At 70.4% G+C, this 20,457-nt stretch carries 13 protein-coding genes; 10 read left to right on the top strand and 3 right to left on the bottom strand.

The features are described 5' to 3' along the window. Nucleotides 1-38: 38 nt before the first annotated feature. Nucleotides 39-905, bottom strand: a complete 867-nt coding sequence (panB, locus tag ASD30_RS22975) for a 3-methyl-2-oxobutanoate hydroxymethyltransferase (RefSeq protein WP_056687656.1) — start codon at nucleotides 903-905, stop codon at nucleotides 39-41. 169 nt (nucleotides 906-1,074) lie between these two features. On the opposite strand from panB, the gene ASD30_RS22970 reads away from it, so the two are divergent. After that, nucleotides 1,075-1,425: a DUF4345 family protein gene (locus tag ASD30_RS22970; protein WP_200951227.1), complete on the top strand. Its 351-nt coding sequence runs from the start codon at nucleotides 1,075-1,077 to the stop codon at nucleotides 1,423-1,425. Nucleotides 1,426-1,579: 154 nt separating this feature from the next. On the opposite strand, the gene ASD30_RS22965 is transcribed toward ASD30_RS22970, so the two are convergent. Next, a complete protein-coding gene (locus ASD30_RS22965) occupies nucleotides 1,580-5,899 on the bottom strand; it encodes a S8 family serine peptidase (protein WP_235532665.1) in 4,320 nt (1,439 codons plus the stop codon). Nucleotides 5,900-6,292: 393 nt separating this feature from the next. On the opposite strand from ASD30_RS22965, the gene ASD30_RS22960 reads away from it, so the two are divergent. Further along, a complete protein-coding gene (locus ASD30_RS22960) occupies nucleotides 6,293-6,931 on the top strand; it encodes a helix-turn-helix domain-containing protein (RefSeq protein WP_082564115.1) in 639 nt (212 codons plus the stop codon). A gap of 11 nt (nucleotides 6,932-6,942) precedes the next feature. Here ASD30_RS22960 and ASD30_RS22955 read toward each other — a convergent pair whose 3' ends face one another. After that, on the bottom strand, nucleotides 6,943-8,385 hold the full coding sequence (locus ASD30_RS22955; RefSeq protein WP_056687650.1) for an FAD-dependent oxidoreductase: 1,443 nt from the start codon (nucleotides 8,383-8,385) through the stop codon (nucleotides 6,943-6,945). Between the two features lie 109 nt (nucleotides 8,386-8,494). Between ASD30_RS22955 and ASD30_RS22950 the strand changes: the two genes are divergently transcribed. The 8 genes from ASD30_RS22950 to ASD30_RS22915 all read left to right on the top strand — a co-directional run bounded on the left by ASD30_RS22950 (nucleotide 8,495) and on the right by ASD30_RS22915 (nucleotide 20,457). Further along, a complete protein-coding gene (locus ASD30_RS22950; protein WP_056687648.1) occupies nucleotides 8,495-10,567 on the top strand; it encodes an NAD(+) synthase in 2,073 nt (690 codons plus the stop codon). Between the two features lie 36 nt (nucleotides 10,568-10,603). Further along, nucleotides 10,604-11,386, top strand: a complete 783-nt coding sequence (locus ASD30_RS22945) for a MerR family transcriptional regulator (protein WP_056687645.1) — start codon at nucleotides 10,604-10,606, stop codon at nucleotides 11,384-11,386. Nucleotides 11,387-11,510: 124 nt separating this feature from the next. Next, entirely contained in the window at nucleotides 11,511-12,851 is a 1,341-nt protein-coding gene (locus ASD30_RS22940; protein WP_056687643.1) for a glutamine synthetase family protein, read from the top strand. Between the two features lie 4 nt (nucleotides 12,852-12,855). Then, nucleotides 12,856-13,626, top strand: a complete 771-nt coding sequence (locus ASD30_RS22935; protein WP_056687642.1) for a type 1 glutamine amidotransferase — start codon at nucleotides 12,856-12,858, stop codon at nucleotides 13,624-13,626. Next, a complete protein-coding gene (locus ASD30_RS22930; RefSeq protein WP_056687640.1) occupies nucleotides 13,623-16,613 on the top strand; it encodes a bifunctional [glutamine synthetase] adenylyltransferase/[glutamine synthetase]-adenylyl-L-tyrosine phosphorylase in 2,991 nt (996 codons plus the stop codon). Before ASD30_RS22935 ends, ASD30_RS22930 begins: the two co-directional genes overlap by 4 nt. A 45-nt stretch (nucleotides 16,614-16,658) precedes the next feature. Then, complete coding sequence (locus tag ASD30_RS22925) at nucleotides 16,659-18,149, top strand: hypothetical protein (protein WP_156393763.1); 1,491 nt, start codon at nucleotides 16,659-16,661, stop codon at nucleotides 18,147-18,149. 48 nt (nucleotides 18,150-18,197) lie between these two features. Then, the gene (locus ASD30_RS22920; RefSeq protein ID WP_056687636.1) at nucleotides 18,198-18,896 is read left to right on the top strand and encodes a hypothetical protein; all 699 of its coding nucleotides are present in this window, start codon (nucleotides 18,198-18,200) and stop codon (nucleotides 18,894-18,896) included. Between the two features lie 121 nt (nucleotides 18,897-19,017). Next, nucleotides 19,018-20,457, top strand: a complete 1,440-nt coding sequence (locus tag ASD30_RS22915) for a PepSY-associated TM helix domain-containing protein (RefSeq protein ID WP_056687634.1) — start codon at nucleotides 19,018-19,020, stop codon at nucleotides 20,455-20,457.

The raw sequence follows: 20,457 nt of genomic DNA, 5'->3' as shown, positions 1-20,457 counted from the left end.
GCGCAGCAGGAACCCACGGTTCGCGCAGGAGGGGTGGGTCAGAAGGTGTGGTCGGGGCCGGGGAAGGTCGTGGCGCGGACGTCGGCGACGTACTCCTCGGCAGCCGAGAGCAGCACGCCGTGCAGGTCGGCGTACTGCTTGACGAACTTCGCCATGCGGCCGGTGCGCAGGCCGAACGCGTCCTGCCAGACCAGGACCTGGCCGTCGCACTGGTTGCCGGCGCCGATGCCGATCGTCGGGATCACCAGCTCCTTGCTGATCTGGCCGGCCACGTCACCAGGCACCATCTCCATGACGACGGCGAACGCGCCGGCCTCCTGCACGGCGTGCGCGTCGGCGATCACCCGGTCGGAGCTCTCGCCGCGGCCCTGCACGCGGTAGCCGCCCAGCGTGTGCTCACTCTGCGGGGTGAAGCCGATGTGCGCCATCACCGGGATGCCGCCATGGGTGAGCTTCTCGATGACCGGCGCCATCTCGGCACCGCCCTCGAGCTTCACGGCGTGCGCGCCGGCCTCCTTCATGAAACGTACGGCGGTCAGGTAACCCTGCTCGGGCGAGGCCTGGTAGGAGCCGAACGGCAGGTCGCCGACCACCAGTGCGCGCTTGACCGAGCGGCTGACCGCACGAGTCAGGGGGAGGAGCTCGTCGACCGTGATCGGCAGCGAGGTCTCGTTGCCGAGGACGTTGTTGGAGGCCGAGTCGCCGACCAGCAGCAGCTCGCAGCCGGCCTCGTCGAAGGTCTGCGCGGTGTACATGTCGTAGGCGGTGAGCATCGAGATCTTCTCGCCCCGTTCCTTCATCTCGCGCAGGTGATGGGTGCGGATCCGCTTGACCGGCGCGGCCGCCTTGGCGTCTGCTGCGCCTCCGCCGTACGGCGCGGCCACTTCTACGTTCTGCTCGCTCATGAGGTGAGACTCCTTGTGCTCTCGAGGCTCCCGATTGAGTCCCCGGACCACGACAAGGCTAGACCTCCGCGGGCACTTCGCACTGTGGCCGTGGTCACCCTCGGGCCCGCACTCGATGCGACGTACGCGGTGGTGGCGATCCGTGCCCGACCGCGCCAGACTGGGCGTCGTGAATCGACTCCTTGCCCTCGGCACTGCAAGCTACGCGGCGATCGGCGTCGTGGCGCTCGCCCGCCCGTCCATGGTTCCCGAGCTCTTCGGCGGTACGGCGCCCACGGCCGACTCCCGCAACGAGATCCGGGCGGTGTACGGCGGCCTCACGCTGGCCATCGCTGCGGTCGGGTTGAAGTCGCCGGCCGCGATCGGCGTACTCAGCGCCGGGATGGCCTCGGGCCGGGCGGTGTCGGCCGTGATCGAACCGGAGACCGGGCCGCTGACCAGGGTCTTCGTCGGGCTCGAGCTCGGCCTGGCCGCGGCCTACCTGCTGGCTGCCCGGCAACGCGGCCGCGCGACCAGCTGACCGGCGTGCGACCGGCGTACGACCGCAAGAACCCACGGTTCGAAGCGCAAGAACCCACGGTTCGCGCATCAACAATTGCAGGCTCGCGACAGGCCCGCCCACGCTGGCGCGTGCACGGGCCTGTCGAACTGTCCAACTGTCTACTGATGGATGACTAGCAGCCCGCCTTCTTCAGGGTGAAGTCGGCGGCGGTGGTCTGCCCGCCCCGGATCCTCACCTTGCGGACCTGCGGCTGGTAGCCGTCCTTGGCGGCGATCAGCTGCAGCGGGCTGTAGATCGAGTTGAACCAGTAGGCGTACGTGCCGTCGCTGGCGCTCTCGAACGTCCACGCGGACTCACCCGAGTTCACCTGCACGGTGGCTCCGGCCAGTGGTGCGCCTTCACCTGCACAGGAGCTGCCCGTCACGCGACCGGCCAGCTTGCCCCACGAGCGGGGCGGGCTGACGACCATGGTCACGTCGACCGGCTCCACCTTGAAGGGGGTGTCCTCCTTGATCGCCACACCCGCGGTGTACGTGCCCGGCTGGGCGACGTTCGGGTCCATGGTGACCTTCAGGTTGACCGACTGGCCGGGAGCCAGGATCGCGACGGCCGGGGAGACGGACAGCCACTCGACGTCCGCGGCACTGGCGCCACAGTCCTCCATGCCGGGCAGCATCTCGCTGTCCACCTCGGCGTTGAAGCTGCCCGAGGAGCCACCGATCTTGTAGACGCCGCACGACGCGCCACCGCGGTAGCGCGGGGTGTTGGAGTTCGGCAGGTCCACCCAGGCCTCGCCGGCGACGTCGTACGCGAACGTGCGGTTGCTGATCGCGCCCGCCTGCACTCCGCCGTTGACGACCAGCATCCCGTTCGCGACGGTGTACTGGCTGGCCCACGTGTCGACGGGGGCATCCGCGAGCTCGGTCCACGCGTCCGCGGCCGGGTCGTAGACGTAGCTGTCGGCCGTGCCGGCAGCCCCGCCGTTGCCACCGGTGCAGTAGACCTTGCCGTCCACACCACCGCAGGACGCGAACGCCACTGCCGAGGGGTAGTCGGCCAGGGTCTGCCACGTGTCACTGGCCAGGTCGTACGCCGCCACGTCGTTCGACATCGGCGTACAGCTGTCGGTGGTGCAGCCACCGACGACGTACAGCTTGCCGTCGACGACCGCCTGACCGGAGGCAGACAGCTCGACCGGGGCATCGGCCTTCGCGGTCCACGAGTCGGCACCCGGGTCGTAGGCCCACGTCGAGGCCGAAGGACCGCCGTCCGCCCACCCGCCGGTGACCACGATCTGGCCGTCGACCACGCCGGCGGACACCGCGTTGCGGGCCCCCGGGAGATCGGCCTTGGCCGTCCATGCCAGGGCAGCCGGGTCGTAGGCGTACGTCGACGAGGACGACGCAGACCCGTCGCCACCGGCGATCGAGTAGGCGATGCCGTCGACGTGGACCACCCGGTTGTCCATCACGTTGGACGGGTAGTCGGCGATGTCGGTCCACGGGTCGTCGTGCGGAGCAGCAGCCTGCGGGGCCACCGAGTGGGTCGACATCTTCTTCGACGCCGTCCTGCCGAAGGAGACCGGAGCCTTGATCCGCTGCAGCGGGGCGCCGTCCGCCTTCATCAGGTCGGCAGCCTTGGTGCGACTGCCGTCGGCGCCGAGCATCACGAAGCCGCCCTTGAGCTCGTTGAACTCCAGGTGCACCGGGATCGATCCGTCGTTGGTCACCTCGACCTGCTTGGTGACCGCCGGCTTGCCCAGCTGCTTCTCGATCTGGACCTTGCCCGGGGTGACGGTCAGGTGACCGGAGCCGAGCTCGAAGTCCTGGCGTACGGCGCCGTCCGCGGCCACGTCGACCGTCTTGGTGACGACCTCGTAGCCACTGGACGTGGCGTCGAACTTGTGGCTGCCGGTCTCGGGGGAGAACAACCAGTAGAAGCCGTCGGCGAGGCTCTCGTCGTCCGGCGTCGGCCTGGTGGTCGCCTTGACGTCGGCGTTGTCCTGGCTCGTGACCGATGCGCCGTTGATGGCCGCGCCGTCGTTGGAGTTGGAGACGTTGCCGACCACGAGCCCACCCTCGACCGGGTCACAGGTGCGGCTGCCGACGAACACGTCGTCAACCTGCCACCACCAGTCGTAGCTGCCCTCGTAGTAGTGGAACCGGACCTGGACCGCGGACTGTCCGGCGGCCGTCGGCAGCTGGATCACGTCCTCACGCGGTCCTCGGGCGGAGTCGGACTGGCTGAGCACGTTCGTCCAGCTCTCGCCACCGTCGATGCTGACGTCGACGTCGGCGGTGTCACCCAGGTTGTAGTAGTCCTGCTTGAAGCCGACCACCGGTGAGGTCACGTCGCTCATGTCGACGACCGGGCTGACCAGCGACGTGTCCTGCGTGCCGCCGCTGCCGTAGTTGTCGCTGTCGATGATCGCGAACGTGCCGTCACCACCGGTGAGGTTGCCGTGGCCGCCCGGGTCGTCGAACTCCCAGACCTGACCCGTGCCGGCGGCGTCCTCGACGGTCCAGCCGTCGGGGAGCTCTCCGGTGTTGAAGTCCTGGGTCACACCGTCGGTGTTGAACGCGTAGCCCTTGGCGGCACACGTGGAGGAGTCGACCTCGACCGCGATGTCGGCGGTGGTGTCATCGCCACCGACCTCGACGGTCTGCGTGGCCGCCACATAGCCCGGGTACTGCGCGGCGACCGACACGTCGTACGACGCGTTGCCGGGCACCTCGATCGAGTACTCGCCGGTCGCCGGGTCGGTGAAGACCGGGTCGGCCCCGGGAACGGTGACCTTGGCGTAGAGCGGCCAACCGTGGCCGCTGCCGTCGGTGACGGTTCCGCTCAGGGTCACTGCTGCCGCCGAGACCAGCGCGAAGTCCTGCGTGGTCGTGGTGTCTGGAGTGACGGTGAGGTCGGCGGTGGCCGTCTGGTAGCCGAACTTGGCGACCGTCGCGGTGTAGTCGCCCGCGGTGAGGCGGGCCGAGTAGGTGCCGTCGGCGCCGGTCGTGAGCGACCTGCTGGTCGCCCCCTCGAGCGTGACGTCGGCACCCTGGATCGGGTCGCCGGTGGCCTCGTCGGTCACGGTGCCGGTCGCCGTTCCGGTCTCGCCGACCGGAGCGCCCTGCACCAGGGCCAGGGCGTCGAGACGACCCTCGCCGTAGACGTTGTTGTCGTCGTCGGTGCCGCCGCACTGGGAGTCGGCCTTGTCGACGGCGGAACCGTCGAGCAGGGCGCGGGTGGCGTCGATGTCACCGACCAGTGAGGGAGCCGCCGACCACAACAGTGCGATGGAACCCGCGAGGTGCGGTGCCGCCATCGACGTACCGTTGAAGGCGCCGTAGTTGCCGCCCGGCAGGCTCGAGCGCACGTTCACGCCCGGGGCCGAGATGTTCGGCTTGATCTCGCCGTCCTGGCCGACGCCGCGGCTGGAGAAGCCCGCGATGGTGTTGTTCACGTCGTAGGCGCCGACGGAGTAGTTCAAGGTGCGACTTCCCGGCGAACCGCTGGTCTGGCACCCGTTCCCGTTGTTGCCGTTGGACCACGTCCCGAAGATGCCGGACGCCGCCCAGGCCTCGAGCACGTCCTCCATGAAGGGGTCGTTGCTCGGCACCTGCGTGCCCCACGAGTTGTTGACGATGTTGGGACGCTTGGTGACGTCGGCGTTCTCGCCCTCGAGGTTGGTCGGTGCGAGCATCCACTGGCCGGACTCGATGAGCGCCGCGTCGGACGGGCAGCAGCCGTTGGCCGCGATCCACTTCGCACCGGGTGCGACACCGATCTGGTTGTCGGCCCCGTCGCTGCCGATCATCGTGCCCATCGTGTGGGTGCCGTGCTGGTCGACGTCACAGGGTGCGCCGTCGCAGGTGCCCTGCGCGTCGAACCAGTTGTAGTTGTGGTCGAACGTGCCGTCGCCGTTGTTGCCGCGGTACTGGTTGACCAGCGCCGGGTGGTCGAACTGGACGCCGGTGTCGATGTTGGCGATGACCATCCCCTCGCCGTGCACGCCGTACTCGTTCCAGACGTCGTCGGCGTTGATGTTGGCCACGCCCCACTCGACCGCCTGGGCCGCGTGGATCCGCTCACCCTTCGTGGGCTTCTCGAGGCGGTAGTCGAAGGTCGGGTAGAGGCCGTCGACCTGCTTGATCGCGGCGAGCTCGGCGGCAAGGTCCTCGCTGCCGGCCTGCACGCGGATCGCGTTGGTGGCCCAGAAGGACTTGTAGTCGGCGCCGTCCTTGTCGAGGATCGCGCGGGCGTCCTTCTGGCTGGACTCGGCCGCGGCGGTCAGGGTGTCGTAGACCGCCTGCCCGCGCTTGTCCCAGCCCTTGATCTTCTGGGCAGCGCTGAGGTCGGGCATCTCGAAGCGCACCCAGAACGTGGCCTCGCCCTTCTCATCCAGCTGCTTGCTCAGCTTGGGCTTGATCTTGTCCGAGTCAGGAGCCGCCGGCGTGGCCGAGGCGGCCGTGCCGATCAGGCTCAGTGACGCGGCCACCACTGCGATGGTCGCCAGCCCTGTGGCCAGGGCACGTGCCGGTCCGCTCCGAATCCGGAGCAGGGACCGACGTCTTGTCGATGACATGGTGCGTCCCTCCGAGAAGTTGGCCGGGGGCGCGAGCACGTCCCCGGATGAGCTCGTGTGCACCGGCCGGACGGAACCCCGAAAAATGGGACCCGTGAGAAGTTGGCCGGTGCAATCAGACGCTAGGGACGCACCGGGACGGCCACAACGCGTGGATCCGGGCAGGTCAGGGTCGGATGTGGGCAGCACGTGGGCATTTCCGGAACAGCGCCCGTTTATCGGAAGAACCTCGTGCTTCCTTGACTTTCAGCGAGACGTTCGGTGAAGGTGAAGCAGCAGCGTCATGCAACTGACGAAAGGCTGGGGATGCCTCTCTCTCGGGGAGAAGGGCCGATCCGGGTGGTGGGTCAGGACGACCCGTCGCCAGTTGATGCTGCGCCCGTCGTGCTCGCGATCGCCGCATCCGCCCAGGACCGCCTCCGCATCGCCGAGGCGATCGGCACCAGCGCCGCCGTCGTCATGGTCGCCACCCGGGCCGAGGCCCTCGAGATCCTCGGTGGCCTCCCGGCGGTCGAGCCGGCCCTGCGGTCGGTGCCGCCGGTTCCTCCGCAGGCCCTGCCCATGCGCCCGGCGCGTCCGGCACCGGCCCTGTTCGGGCTCGAGGTCGACTCGGACTGGAGGGTCGCGTCCTGGCAGGACCGCGAGGTCGGTCTCTCACCCCTCGAGCACGACCTCCTGCTCTGCCTGCTCGAGGAGGTCGGGCACGTGCAGCCGTTCGCCGACCTGCAGCGACGGGTCTGGGGGAACGACCACCTGGGCGACCGGTCACACGTGCAGTCGGTGGTCAAGCGGTTGCGCCGCAAGCTGCACGAGCTCGACAGTCCGCTCCAGATCGACGCGGTGCGCGGCGTGGGGCTGCGGCTGATCGACGTACGCCAGCACCGGACGCCGGAGGCGGCCGTGGTGCCGGGCCCGCGGGCGCCCACCGGTACGTCGCTTTCCTGAGGGCGCGGTCGTCAGGCGTAGGGGGCGAGCACGGCCTCCAGCACTGACCGGTCGTGCAAGCCGTCCGTCGGCGGGGACGGCCTCCCGGGCGAGGGAGGGAGCGCGTCGAGGACCGCCCGGGTGCGGGCCGCCACCCTCTCCGAGGCGATGACGCGCTCGTCATCGAGCAACATGGTCGCCCGGAACGTGGCTCTCAGCAGGTCCGGATCGGCGTCCGCCGCGCGGTCAAGGTCCTCCGAGGTCACCGGATGTCCCTCGGGCAGCTCGATCCCCGGAGCGTTGCGGGGGATCGCCTGACCGGCCAGCCCGGCCCGCAGCTGACGGTCGAGGGTGACGTCACTCGCGGCGGTCTCCCGGTAGTAGATCGCCAGCACGCGCTGCTGCCACGCGTCGTACGCCAGGGCCAGGTCGTCGGGGTCGAGTGATTCGTCGCCGAGCAGGTCGCAGAGCGCACCGGCTGCCGCCAGCCCCATCGAGAGACCTCGGCCACGGGTGGGGTTGGTCATGCACAGCGCGTCGCCGACCTGGTGCAGCCCCCGGACCACGGGCCGACCGTCGCGGACCAGGAAGCGCATCCGGTTGTCGAGTGCGCCCAGGCAGAACACCGAGCCGATCGGGTCGAGGGCGACGGCCCACTCCTCGAAGCCGGGCATCGCCGCCATCACCGCGGAGAACGCGGCATCGTGGCGCAGCCGTTTGAGCAGTGGGTCCTTGCCGTGTGTCGACATCGCCAGCATGCCGGTGTCGTTGTCGCCCAGGAACAGCAGCGAGATGAAGCTGGGGAACTGGTGGATCTGGGCGAAGCCTGCGTTGAGCCTCGGTGCATCGCCGACGACGCGGTGGTGACGCGTGTAGTAGATGACCTCGCACGGGTCGACCCGCTGGGGCTGGACGATGCCGGCATCGGCCAGCCACCGGCTGATCGGCGAGCGGCGTCCGCCGGCGTCGATGACGAGGCCGGCGGTGACAGAGCTCCCGTCTTCCAGCCCGAGGCCGGTCGCGGTGGGCACCGGTCCGGACTCGTCGAGCAGAAGGCCGGTGGCCCGGCTGTCGACCCGCCTGATCCCGGACTGACCGGCCACGGCTTCACCGAGCACCCGGTCCAGCGTGAGTCGGCGTACCCGCAGGCAGTCCAGCTGCTCGTCACCCGGCCGCCCGCCGTCGACCCAGTGCGGCGGCACCATCGAGGCGAAGGTGATCAGCGGGGCGCCGGCATCCAGCAGGGCCTGTCGTACGTCGGGCAGCCGGGTGGTCAGCTCGTGGAGGGTGCGGGCCATGAACCCGTGTGCCTGCACGGTGTGAGGTGCTCCCGGACGTGCCCGAAGTTGCGGTGACGGCGTGGAGAACAGGTCGAACTCGTCGTCGACCAGGGTGACCTGCCAGCCGGTGCGCGCCAACAGCAGTGCCGTCACGGAGCCGACGGCGGACCCTCCGAGTACGGCGACCGTTCGCATGTCCCGACGCTAGGACCGCTGATGCTCGGTGGCGACACCGAAATGCGGGAACTTCGGGCCCGTCTGAGGTGTCGCCGGGAAGCGGCAGCCACCCCATAGACTCACGGACGTGGACTTCTACTCTGCCTATGCCCAGGGTTTCGCCCGCGTCGCCGCCTGCGCCGTGCCCGTCTCGATCGCGGACCCGGCGGCCAACGCGGCGACCGTCATCGCGCAGGCCACGGAGTGCCACGAGGAGGGTGTCGCGGTCGCGCTGTTCCCCGAGCTGTGCCTGACCGGCTACGCCATCGACGACCTGCTGCTGCAGGACACGTTGCTCGCCTCGACGCTGTCCGCGATCGACGACATCGTCGAGGCCTCGCAGGACCTGCTGCCGGTGATCGTGGTCGGCGCCCCGCTCGTGCAGGGCACGCGGGTGCTCAACTGTGCCGTGGTGATCCACCGTGGATCGGTGCTCGGGGTCAGCCCGAAGTCCTACCTGCCGACCTACCGGGAGTTCTACGAGCGCCGCCACTTCGCGCCGGGTGACGACCGCCGCGACGAGTGGATCACGCTCGGTGGCGACGAGGTGCCGTTCGGTCCCGACCTGATCTTCAGCGCTGCCGACCTGCCTGACCTCAAGCTGCACGTCGAGGTCTGTGAGGACATGTGGGTGCCGGTCCCGCCCAGTGCCGAGGCCGCGTTGGCCGGCGCGACGGTGCTGGCCAACCTGTCGGGTTCGCCGATCACCGTTGCCCGGGCCGAGGACCGCCGGCTGCTGGTGCGCTCGGCGAGCGCGCGCTGCCTGGCGGCGTACCTCTATGCGGCGGCGGGTGAGGGGGAGTCGACCACGGACCTCAGCTGGGACGGCCAGACGATGGTCTACGAGCTCGGCGAGCTGCTCGAGGAGACCGAGCGGTTCCCCGAGGGCGCGCGGCGCAGCGTCGCGGACGTCGACCTCGGCCGGATCCGCCAGGACCGGCTGCGGCAGGGCACGTTCGACGACAACCGGCGCACGCACGAGGACCGGCTCTCGTCGTTCCGCACCGTCGAGTTCACCCTCGAGCCGCCGACCGGTGACATCGGCCTGCGGCGCAAGGTCGACCGGTTCCCGTTCGTGCCCGACGACGCAGAACGGCTCGCCCAGGACTGCTACGAGGCCTACAACATCCAGGTCTCCGGCCTCGAGCAACGGTTGCGCGCGATCGGCGGCGACTCGTGGCAGCCGAAGGTCGTCATTGGCGTGTCTGGCGGGCTCGACTCCACGCACGCGCTGATCGTGGCGGCCAAGGCGATGGACCGGCTGGGCCGGCCGCGCACCGACATCCACGCGTTCACCATGCCGGGCTTCGCGACCGGCGACACCACGAAGTCCTACGCCACGCGGCTCTCCACCTCGCTCGGCGTCACCTTCGAGGTGCTCGACATCAAGCCCGCGGCCACGCAGATGCTCGACGACCTCGACCATCCGTACTCCGACGGCGAGTCGGTCTACGACGTCACGTTCGAGAACGTGCAGGCCGGCCTCCGCACCGACTACCTCTTCCGGCTGGCCAACCACCGTGGCGGCATCGTGCTCGGCACCGGCGACCTCTCCGAGCTCGCGCTGGGCTGGTGCACGTACGGCGTGGGCGACCAGATGTCCCACTACACGGTGAACTCCGGGGTCCCGAAGACCCTGATCCAGCACCTGATCCGCTGGGTGATCGACAGCGGCCAGTTCGCCGCCGACGACTCCAGCGGCGAGATCAACGACGTGCTCCGCGAGATCCTCGAGCAGGAGATCACTCCCGAGCTGATCCCGACCGAGGAGGGCGAGAAGCCCCAGGCCACCGAGGACTCCGTGGGCCCCTATGCGCTGCAGGACTTCTCGCTGTTCCACACGCTGCGCGGCGGCGCCCGACCGAGCAAGATCGCGTTCCTGGCCTGGCATGCCTGGCAGGACGCCGAGGTCGGCGAGTGGCCGCCGGGATTCCCGCCCGACCGTCGTGCGGCCTACGACCTGCCCGTCGTACGCAAGTGGCTCGAGGTGTTCATCACGCGGTTCTTCGCGTCGCAGTTCAAGCGGTCGGCGCTGCCCAACGGCCCGAAGGTCTCCGCGGGCGGCACGATGTCGCCGCGCGGTGACTGGCGGATGCCGTCGGACGCGTCGCCGACTGCCTGGTTGGCCGAGCTGGAGAACGTTCCGCGCGACGGCTCTTGACCCTGACACCGTGTCAGGCCGTGGAGTGATCCCGTCATGTTGAACATCGGAGACTTCGCCCGCTTCGCCGGGGTGTCAGTGCGGATGCTGCGTCACTACGACGCGGTCGGACTGCTCGCCCCGTCCGAGGTCGACCCCTTCTCGGGCTACCGGCGGTACGACGAGTCGCTGCTGCGGCGCGCGCACCAGCTGGTGGCCCTCAAGGAGCTGGGCTTCAGTCTCGAGGTGGTGGGAGAGATGCTCGACGGCCCGCCCGACCTGCTCCAGCAGCGACTGGAACAGCGCCGGACCGAGCTGGCCGACGAGATCACCGCCAACCGGACCCGCCTCGACGAGGTGGAGCGGCGTCTCCGACTGATGGAAGGACACATCATGGAGATGAACTACACGGAGAAGAACCTGCCCGAGCTGGAGGTCACCCAGCTGACCGCCTCGGTGGCGGAGCAGCCCCAGATCGGACCGGTCATCGGACCGCTCTTCGCGCGACTCGCGTCGGCGGCTGCAGGGCAGGGGACCGGCTTCGACCCGAGCGTCGCCTGGTACGACGTGGGCGACGAGGGCATCCGGTTCGCGGCCTGCGGCCCGGCGGGCCTCGACGTCGAGGGTGCCGAGCCGGCCACGCTGCCTGCGGTGCCGCGTGCCGTCGTGGCGACGTACACGGGGCCGATCGACCGCATCGCCGAAGGCTGGCAGGCCCTGGGCGCGCACCTGACCGAGCAGGGCCTGCACGCCTCCGGCACCTGCCGGGAGCTCTACCTCTCGTCGCCGGCCGATCCCTCCGCCGACTGGGTGATCGAGCTCCAGCAGCCCGTGCGCTGACGCTGACCCCCGCGCCCGACCTCTACGCGGAACATCCCAGTCATCAGGTGACGGGGATGTTCCGCGTGCACCAACTGGTGGCGTGTCACACGCGTGTAACAGGCGATGGTCCATAGTTGGGTCCATGGGTAAGCAGGAAGACTTCGTGCTGCGCGCACTCGAAGAACGCGACGTCCGGTTCGTCCGCCTCTGGTTCACCGACGTCCTCGGTTTCCTCAAGTCCGTGGCGGTGGCTCCGGCCGAGCTCGAGGGCGCCTTCAGCGAGGGCATCGGGTTCGACGGCTCGGCCATCGAGGGATTCGCCCGCGTCTACGAGGCAGACATGCTGCTGCTGCCCGACCCGTCGACGTTCCAGATCCTGCCGTGGCGTGGCGGCGAGGGGCCCGCGACGGCGCGCATGTTCTGCGACATCATGATGCCCGACGGCAGCCCGTCGTACGCCGACCCGCGCTACGTGCTCAAGCGCACCCTGAGCGCCGCGGCCGAGAAGGGGTTCACGTTCTACACCCACCCCGAGATCGAGTTCTACCTCTTCAAGGACACCCCCAACTCCGGTGACGACCCGATCCCGGTCGACCGCAGCGGGTTCTTCGACCACACCGCGCAGTCGCACGGCTCCGACTTCCGTCGCGAGGCGATCACGATGCTCGAGTCGATGGGCATCTCCGTCGAGTTCAGCCACCACGAGGGTGGGCCCGGCCAGCAGGAGATCGACCTGCGGTACGCCGACGCGCTGAGCACCGCCGACAACATCCTGACCTTCCGCACGGTGATCCGTGAGGTGGCACTGAGCCAGGGCATCTGGGCCAGCTTCATGCCGAAGCCGTTCACCACGCACCCGGGCTCGGGCATGCACACGCACGTGTCGCTGTTCGAGGGTGACCGCAACGCGTTCTTCGAGGCCGGCTCCGAATACCAGCTCAGCAAGACCGGCCGGCAGTTCATCGCCGGGATGCTCCGCCATGCCAGCGAGATCACCTGTGTCACCAACCAGTGGGTCAACAGCTACAAGCGGCTGATCGGCGGCGGCGAGGCGCCGTCGTACATCACCTGGGGACACAACAACCGTTCGGCGATGGTCCGGGTGCCGATGTACAAGCCCAACAAGGGCCAGTCCACCCGCATCGAGCTGCGCACCATCGACCCCGCCTGCAACCCCTACCTGGCGTTCGCGGTGATCCTGGCCGCCGGCATGAAGGGGATCGAGGAGGGCTACGAGCTGCCTCGCGAGACCGAGGACGACGTGTGGTCGCTCAACGAGCGCGAGCGCAACAGCCTCGGCATCGAGCCGCTGCCGAAGACGCTGGCCGAGGCGATCAAGGTCGCGGAGAACTCCGAGCTGCTGGCCGAGACGCTGGGCGAGCACGTCTACGACTACTTCCTGCGCAACAAGCGATCCGAGTGGGAGGCCTACCGCGGCCAGGTCTCGGCCTGGGAGCGGGACCAGATGCTGCCGGTGATCTGAGCCCGTGACGCAGCCGCTGGTCCTCGTCGTCGAGCACGAGGCGAAGTGCCCGCCTGGCCACCTCGGCGACTGGCTGGAGGAGGCCGGTGCCCGGGTCGAGGTGTGGCGGCCGTACGTCGGTGACGCACTGCCCGACCTCGCGGCGTACGACGCACTCGTGGTGCTCGGCGGCACGATGGGAGCCGACGACGATGCGGCGTACTGGTGGCTCCCGCCGCTCAAGCACCTGGTGCGCGACGCAGCCGACACGGGGGTGCCGACCCTCGGCATCTGCCTGGGCCATCAGCTGGTCGCGGTCGCCCTCGGCGGAGGCGTCGAGGTGAACCCGCGTGGACAGCAGGTCGGCGTGCTGCCGGTCGGATGGCTGCCTGCCGCGGCGCAGGACCGGGTCTTCGGCCGACCCCACGGGCTGCGCGGCATCCAGTGGAACAACGACATCGTCTCGGAGCTGCCCGACGGCGCCGTGCTGCTGGCGGCGACCCCGGACGACGAGGTGCAGGTCGTGCGGTTCGCCGACTCCGTCTGGGGCGTGCAACTGCACCCCGAGGCCGACGAGCAGATCGTGGCGGCCTGGGCGGACGGCGACCGTGAGGCGCATCTGGCGCGTGGCCTCGACCAGACGGCACTGATCGGCTCCATCGCCGATGCCCGGGCCGAGCTGGACGCGGCCTGGCGCCCGATGGCCGAGCACTTCACGCAGCTGGCGCGCGAGCGGATGGATCGACGCCAAACTGGCGACGGGTCGGCAAGAACTGGCGACGGGTCGGCGGGATGACGCCGCGGGCAGTCGGACGCGGCGAGCTGATCCGGCAGGGATTCAGCGACCCCGAGACCTCAGCGGCGCGACTGGCCGAGCTGGGGGAGCAGGGCCCGCCGCTGCTGGCGATCCTGAACCGCACCGCCGATCCCGACGCGGCACTCGACGCCCTGGTCGACCTGGCCGACGCCGTCGAGCGCGACGCGGGCGAGAGCCGCCAGGACTTCCTGGAGGAGCTGGTGGACGACGAGGGAACCGCGATGCGGTTGCTCAGCGTGCTCGGCGCGAGCAGCGCACTGGCCGACCACTTGGTGACCCATCCCCACCACTGGCGTGAGCTGACCGACCCGACCCTGGGCAACACCCGCCCGGCGGCGTACGCCGTGAGGGAGGCCCTGCTGCGCGCCGTGGGTGCCGACCCTGCCGACGCGGAACCGGTCTCGGCGATGGACGACACCGAGGCGGTCGACGCACTGCGGGTGGAGTACCGCCGGGTGCTGTTGCGAATGGCCGCCCGCGACCTCGCCCACGGCGTCGGCGTCGACGACATCGCCGCCGAGCTGTCCGACCTGGCCGCCGGCACCCTCGACGCCGGACTGTCCATCGCCCGCGCCCGGGTCGGCGAGACCGCGGCCACCGCCCGGCTCTCGGTCATCGCCATGGGCAAGTGCGGGGGCCACGAGCTCAACTACGTCTCCGACGTCGACGTGATCTTCGTCTTCGAGCCGGCCGAGGGAGCCGACGAGGGCGTGGCCAACCGGGCGGCCACCCAGCTCGCCGCCCAGCTGATCCAGGTCTGCTCCGACCACACCGCCGAGGGCACCATCTGGCCGGTGGACGCGAACCTCCGCCCCGAGGGCAAGTCGGGTCCGCTCGTGCGCACCCTGGCCAGCCACCGCGGCTATTACGAGCGCTGGGCCAAGACGTGGGAGTTCCAGGCCCTGCTCAAGGCGCGACCGGTCGCCGGTGACCTCGCGCTGGGTCGCGAGTACATGCAGATGATCGCCCCGATGGTGTGGTCCGCTGCCAGCCGAGACGGCTTCGTCACGGACGTCCAGTCGATGCGTCGCCGGGTGCTCGACCACATTCCGAGCCACGAGGCCGAACGCCAGCTCAAGCTCGGCTCCGGGGGTCTGCGCGACGTCGAGTTCGCCGTCCAGCTGCTGCAGATGGTGCACGGCCGCACCAACGAGGGTGTCCGCGCGCCGACCACGCTGAGCGCGCTGGCGCAGCTGACCCGCGGCGGGTACGTGGGGCGCGAGGACGGCCAGTCGATGCACGAGGCCTATGCGTTCCTGCGCAAGCTCGAGCACCGCATCCAGCTGCACCAGCTGCGGCGTACCCACGTGCTGCCCGACGACGAACCCTCGCTGCGACGGCTGGGACGTTCGATCGGCTACCTGCGGGACCCGGTCGTGGAGCTCGACAAGGAGTGGCGCCACCACCGCCGAGAGGTGCGGCGCCTGCACGAGAAGCTCTTCTACCGGCCGTTGCTCAGCGCGGTGGCCCGGATCCCCGGCGAGGAGATCCGGCTCTCTGCCGACGCGGCCGAGCAACGCCTGTCTGCACTGGGATATCTCGACCCGAAGGCTGCGCTGCGGCACCTGGAGTACCTCACCAACGGTGTCTCCCGGACGGCCGCGATCCAGCGCACCCTGCTGCCGGCGATGCTCGAGTGGTTCGCCGACGCCCCCGACCCGGACGCCGGGCTGTTCGGCTTCCGGCGGATCAGCGAGACCCTGGGCGCGACGCACTGGTTCCTCGCCACGCTGCGCGACGAGGGTGAGGTCGCCCAGCGGCTGGCGCAGCTGCTGGCCACCTCGCGCTTCGCCACCGACCTGCTCGAACGCGAGCCCACCGGCGTCAAGCTGCTGGGCACGGACCTCACCCCGCTCAGCGCCGAGGCGCTGACCACCGAGATGCTGGCCTCGGCCGGACGCAAGGACAGCCCCGACCAGGCCGCGTTGGCGATCCGGGCGATCCGGCGCCGTGAGCTGCTGCGCATCGCCGCCGGTGAGCTCGTCGGCAACCTCGACGTGGTCGCGGTCGGCGCGGGCCTCTCCAACCTCACCGACGCCACCCTCGAGGCGACCCTCTCCGCAGCACATCGCGCGGTCGTGGCGCAGCGTGGCCTCGACGCGCCGGCCAGCGCCATCGCGGTCATCGGCATGGGGCGGTACGGCGGCTTCGAGCTGTCCTACGGCAGCGACGCCGACGTCATGTTCGTGCACGAGGCGGCGCCGGGCGTCGAGCCCCAGGTCGCGGCGTCGTACGCCCAGGCGGTGGTCATCGAGCTGACCCGCATGCTCGCCGTCCCGGCCTCCGACCCGCCGCTCGAGGTCGACGCCGGCCTGCGACCCGAGGGCAAGCAGGGGCCGCTGGTGCGCACCCTGGAGTCCTACCGGGGCTACTACGCCAAGTGGTCGCGGGTGTGGGAGTTCCAGGCCCTGCTGCGTGCGGACGCGGTCGTCGGCGACGAGGACCTGCGCCGGCGCTTCACCGAGCTGATCAACCCGCTGCGCTTCCCGGTCGACGGGATCACCGAGGACGACGTCATCGAGGTGCGCCGCATCAAGGCCCGCGTCGACGACGAACGCCTGCCCCGCGGGGCCGACCCGAACACGCACCTCAAGCTGGGCCGCGGGGGACTGGCCGACATCGAGTGGACCGTCCAGCTGCTGCAGATGCTGCATGCCGGACGGCACGAGGGCCTGCAGACCCCGCGCACCCTGGACGCGTTGCGGGCCGCCACCGAGGCCGAGCTCCTCGACGCCGACGACTCCGAGGCGCTCAACGCGGCCTGGCGCCTGGTCAGCTCGATGCGCAACGCGGTCACCCTGGTGCGGGGCAAGGCCTCCGACCAGATCCCGCGCGACCCGCGGGAGCGTGCGGCGGTGGCTTCGGTCCTCGGCTACTCTGCGGGTGAATCCGACGCCATGGTGAACGACTACCTGCGCACCACACGCCGTGCACGGAGTGTGGTCGAGCGGATCTTCTGGGGCTGACCTCACCGCTGACGAGGCCTGCACCGGGACCAAGACGGGGGACACGTGTTGACATCGAGTGTGGGTGCGCTGCGCTGCCACTGGCCGCTGTGGCTTGCCCTGCTGGTGGTCGTCGCGGGCCGCATCGTGTTGTGGGACTGGCCGATCACCCCCGACGAGTCCGGCTTCTACCTCGTCGCCGACGACCTGCTGCACCGCGGCGGTGACGGCCTCTACGGCCACTACTGGGTCGACCGGCCACCGATGCTGATCTGGCTGTTCATGGTGGCGGCCGCGATCGGGACGGTGGAGGCGATCCGCTGGATGGTGGCCGCGTTCTTCATGGCTTTCGTGGTGCTCACCTATTGCGCCGTACGCCGACTCGGCGGTGCCGCAGGCTGGGCCGCCCTGGTCGCCGCGGCGTTCTCGATCACGCCCGCCGTCGGGGCCCCGGTCGCCAACGGCGAGGCGTTCGCGATCCCGTTCGTGATGGGCTGCGTGCTCTGCGCGGCGATCGCCGCACGCCACGAGGGCGGTCGGGCGCTGGCCTGGTCGGCCGCCGCCGGGCTGGTCGGCCTGCTCGCGATGGCGGTCAAGCAGAACTTCGCCGAGGGCCTCGTCTTCGCGTTCGTGGTGCTGGTCGTCGCCGGTCTCCGCAAGGAACGCACCTGGCCCGACGTCGCACGCCGACTGCTGGCCGGCCTGGCCGGGATCGCGGGCGGCGTGGGGATGATGGTCGGCTGGGCGTTCAGCGCCCCCACGGGCGTGAACGGGCTGTGGGTGGCCGCGATCAGCTTCCGCGGTGACGCGTCGTCGCTGATCCGCGCGGGCCACCGCACCGGCATCGAGAACCGCACCGCGGCGATCGTGGAGGACGCCTGGCTCTCCGGCATCATCCCGATGCTGATCGTGCTCGTCGTCGTGGCGCTGGTCGGTCGGTTCCGGGGCAGTGCGCTCGGGTGGGCGGTCGCCGCGATGATCGCGGTGGAGGCTGTCGGGATCCTGGTCGGCGGCAACTTCTGGACGCACTACCTGCTCGGCCTCGCGCCCGGTCTCGCGCTGGCGGTCGGGTTGACGATGCCGCTCGCGCGCAGGCGCTGGCTGGTGCTCCCGGTGGTCGTCTACGTGATCGGCTCGGCGCTCTGGGTGACGCCGACCGAGGCCAGGGAGATGGCCGACTACGGCACGCCGCGGCTGACCGTGCTCGGCGAGTTCGTGGCGGCTTCGGCCGAGCCCGGTGACACCGCGACGACGCTCTACGGTCGCGCCGATGCCCAACGTGCCAGCGGGCTGCGCTCGCCGTACGAACACCTGTGGAGCCTGCCGATCCGGGTGCTCGACCCCGACCTCGACGAGCTGATCGGGGTGCTGCAGGGCGACCACCCGCCGACCTGGCTGATGCAGGTCTTCCCGTTGCACGCCTGGGGCCTGGACCCCGCCGAACGCATCGGGGGTGTGATCCTCGACCGCTACGACCTGGTCTACGACGACTGCCACGTGCGGGTCTTCCTGCTCAAGTCGGTCGACCGTGACCTCGCCTCGCCGCCCACCTGCTGACACCCGCGGACACGTCAGGGACTTTCGGGCTGTGGGAGGATACGCGACGTGAACGGGACCGCGGGGCCGCTGCTGCGGCGGGTGCGTGGCGCCGTGCTGGCCTTCGTCGCCCTCAGCACCGGCGTCGTGGCGCACGTGGCTGCGAACGGCCTGCTGCCCTCGGTGCCGACCCTGGTCGCGTTCTATCTCTTGGCAGCCGTGGGGCTCGGTTGGTTCCTGCGTCGACCCGCCACCACGCTGCGCATCGTCGCGCTGACCGTCGGCGGCCAGACCGTCGTGCACGCGATGCTGACGATGACCTCCGGTCACGCCGGCGACGCTGCGCACACCGTCGGCACGGCCCCGGTCGCGCCGGCCCGGCCCGAGTCGCTGGTCGGCTCCGGGTCGCCGATGGAGCAGTACGCCGCCGCTCGCCCGCAGGTGCAGTCCGACTTCGCCCTGCCCCACGCCATGCACCACCTGATCGCCGACATGACCGGCGCGCACGCCCCGATGATGGTGCTCCACCTGTGCGCCGCGGCCCTCGTCGGCCTGTGGCTGGCCGTCGGTGAACGTGCGATCTGGACCCTTCTCGCACTTGCCGCGGCGGTCGTCGTACCGTCCCTGCGCCAGCTGCTGGCCGGGCTGGCCCTGCCGGCACCGCTCGCTGCCGCTCCGGCCGCGTTCGAGCGGTCGGCTCCTCCTCACCTGACGACGCTGGCGCGCAGCGTCGTACGCCGCGGTCCGCCGGCTCTCCTCCCGGCCTGACCCGACCCTGCGCATCCAACGGATGCGCCTTTCCTGCGCACCCGCGCGCCCGCGCACCGCCATGTCGTCGTACGACGACCCGGTGCCGCCGCGGCGTACGCACGTGTCCCTGAGGAGAGACATGACCCTGCAGATCGATCCACCTGCAGCGCGCCCCGACGGCGACCCCCCACGGGGGCGACCCGCGCGCGCTGCCTCGCCCGGATGGTTCCGGGCGTTCTGGAGGTGGCACCTCTACGCCAGCCTCCTGGTCGCGCCGATCCTGCTGGTGCTGGCCAGCACCGGACTGATCTACCTGTTCCGCTTCCAGCTCGAACCGTTGTTGCACGCCGATGTGATGACGGTCGAGCAGCCGGCCGACATGGACTTCACCCAGCCGTACTCCGCGCAGGAGGCGGCCGTCGAACGCGCCTACCCGGACGCCACGATCATCTCGATGACCGAGCCCGACGACGAGGGCAGCAGCACGCGGTTCTCCATCGTCACCGGCTCCGGCGAGGCGCGCGACCTCTACGTGAACCCATGGGGTGCGGAGGTGCTCGGCGCGATCAACCCCGACACCACGCTGAGCGGCTACGCCGTCCGCATCCACCGTGACCTGATGGTCGGCAAGTGGGGCGACCACCTGATCGAGCTCGCCGCGAGCTGGGCGTTCGTGATGGCCCTGACCGGCTACTACCTCTACTCGAAGGGCCGGGCCGCGCGGCGCCGACGACCCCGCTCGTTGCGCTCCCGGCACGGCCGGATCGGCCTGGTCGCCGGGGTGGGACTGCTGCTCCTGCTGGCCTCCGGGCTGCCCTGGACCGGCATCTTCGGCGCCAAGGTGCAGGAGCTGGCCACCGACCGGGGCACCTCCATGTGGAGCACCGACCCCGGCGCGGTCTCGGACCCCACCTCGACGCTCGACGAGTCGCTGCCGCACTCGCACGCACAGGAGGTGCCGTGGGGCAGCGGCAAGACCGAGGTCCCGAGGTCGAGTGGCCACGAGGGCTCGAGCCGGGCCAACCTCGACACCGCCGTCGAGATCGCCTCGGAGCAGGGTCTGCGGCACCCCATGACCGTGGCGCTCCCTGCCTCCGAGGACGGTGTCTACTCGGTGATCGGCTACGCCTTCGACGCCCCGTCGGACGAGAGGACCGTGCACGTCGGGCGCTTCGGGGGAGAGGTCGAGTCGACCTACGGCTACGACGACTACCCGGCGCTGGCCAAGGTCGTCGCCCAGGGCATCGGCCTGCACGAGGGCCGCAGCCTTGGCCTCTGGTCGTTCTGGGGCTCGGCCCTGATGTGCCTGGCGATCATCGCGTCCTGCATCACCGGACCCCTGATGTGGTGGCGACGTCGTCCGGGCGGATCGGTCGGAGCCCCGCGCGGCCGGATGCCACTACGGGCCTCGCCGTTCCTGCTGGTCGCGGTCGTCGTACTCGGCCTGTTGCTGCCGCTGTTCGGCCTGTCCCTGCTGGTGGTGCTCGCCTTCGACCACCTGCTCGTACGCCGGGTGCCCGCGCTGTCCCGCTTCTTCGACACGGCGCCCACCCCCACCCCCTCTTCAACTCCCCGATAG

This window comes from Nocardioides sp. Root140, from assembly GCF_001426745.1.
Lineage (GTDB): Bacteria > Actinomycetota > Actinomycetes > Propionibacteriales > Nocardioidaceae > Nocardioides.
The sequence above is the reverse complement of the archived record's forward strand: the minus strand, read 5'-3'. Positions and strand labels throughout refer to the sequence as shown.

Bases quoted from the DNA above. Each gene is read 5' to 3' on its own strand.
- panB (WP_056687656.1), bottom strand. From the start codon at position 905: ATGAGCGAGCAGAACGTAGAAGTGGCCGCGCCGTACGGCGGAGGCGCA.
- ASD30_RS22960 (WP_082564115.1), top strand. From the start codon at position 6,293: ATGCCTCTCTCTCGGGGAGAAGGGCCGATCCGGGTGGTGGGTCAGGAC.
- ASD30_RS22955 (WP_056687650.1), bottom strand. From the start codon at position 8,385: ATGCGAACGGTCGCCGTACTCGGAGGGTCCGCCGTCGGCTCCGTGACG.
- ASD30_RS22945 (WP_056687645.1), top strand. From the start codon at position 10,604: ATGTTGAACATCGGAGACTTCGCCCGCTTCGCCGGGGTGTCAGTGCGG.
- ASD30_RS22940 (WP_056687643.1), top strand. From the start codon at position 11,511: ATGGGTAAGCAGGAAGACTTCGTGCTGCGCGCACTCGAAGAACGCGAC.
- ASD30_RS22930 (WP_056687640.1), top strand. From the start codon at position 13,623: ATGACGCCGCGGGCAGTCGGACGCGGCGAGCTGATCCGGCAGGGATTC.
- ASD30_RS22915 (WP_056687634.1), top strand. From the start codon at position 19,018: ATGACCCTGCAGATCGATCCACCTGCAGCGCGCCCCGACGGCGACCCC.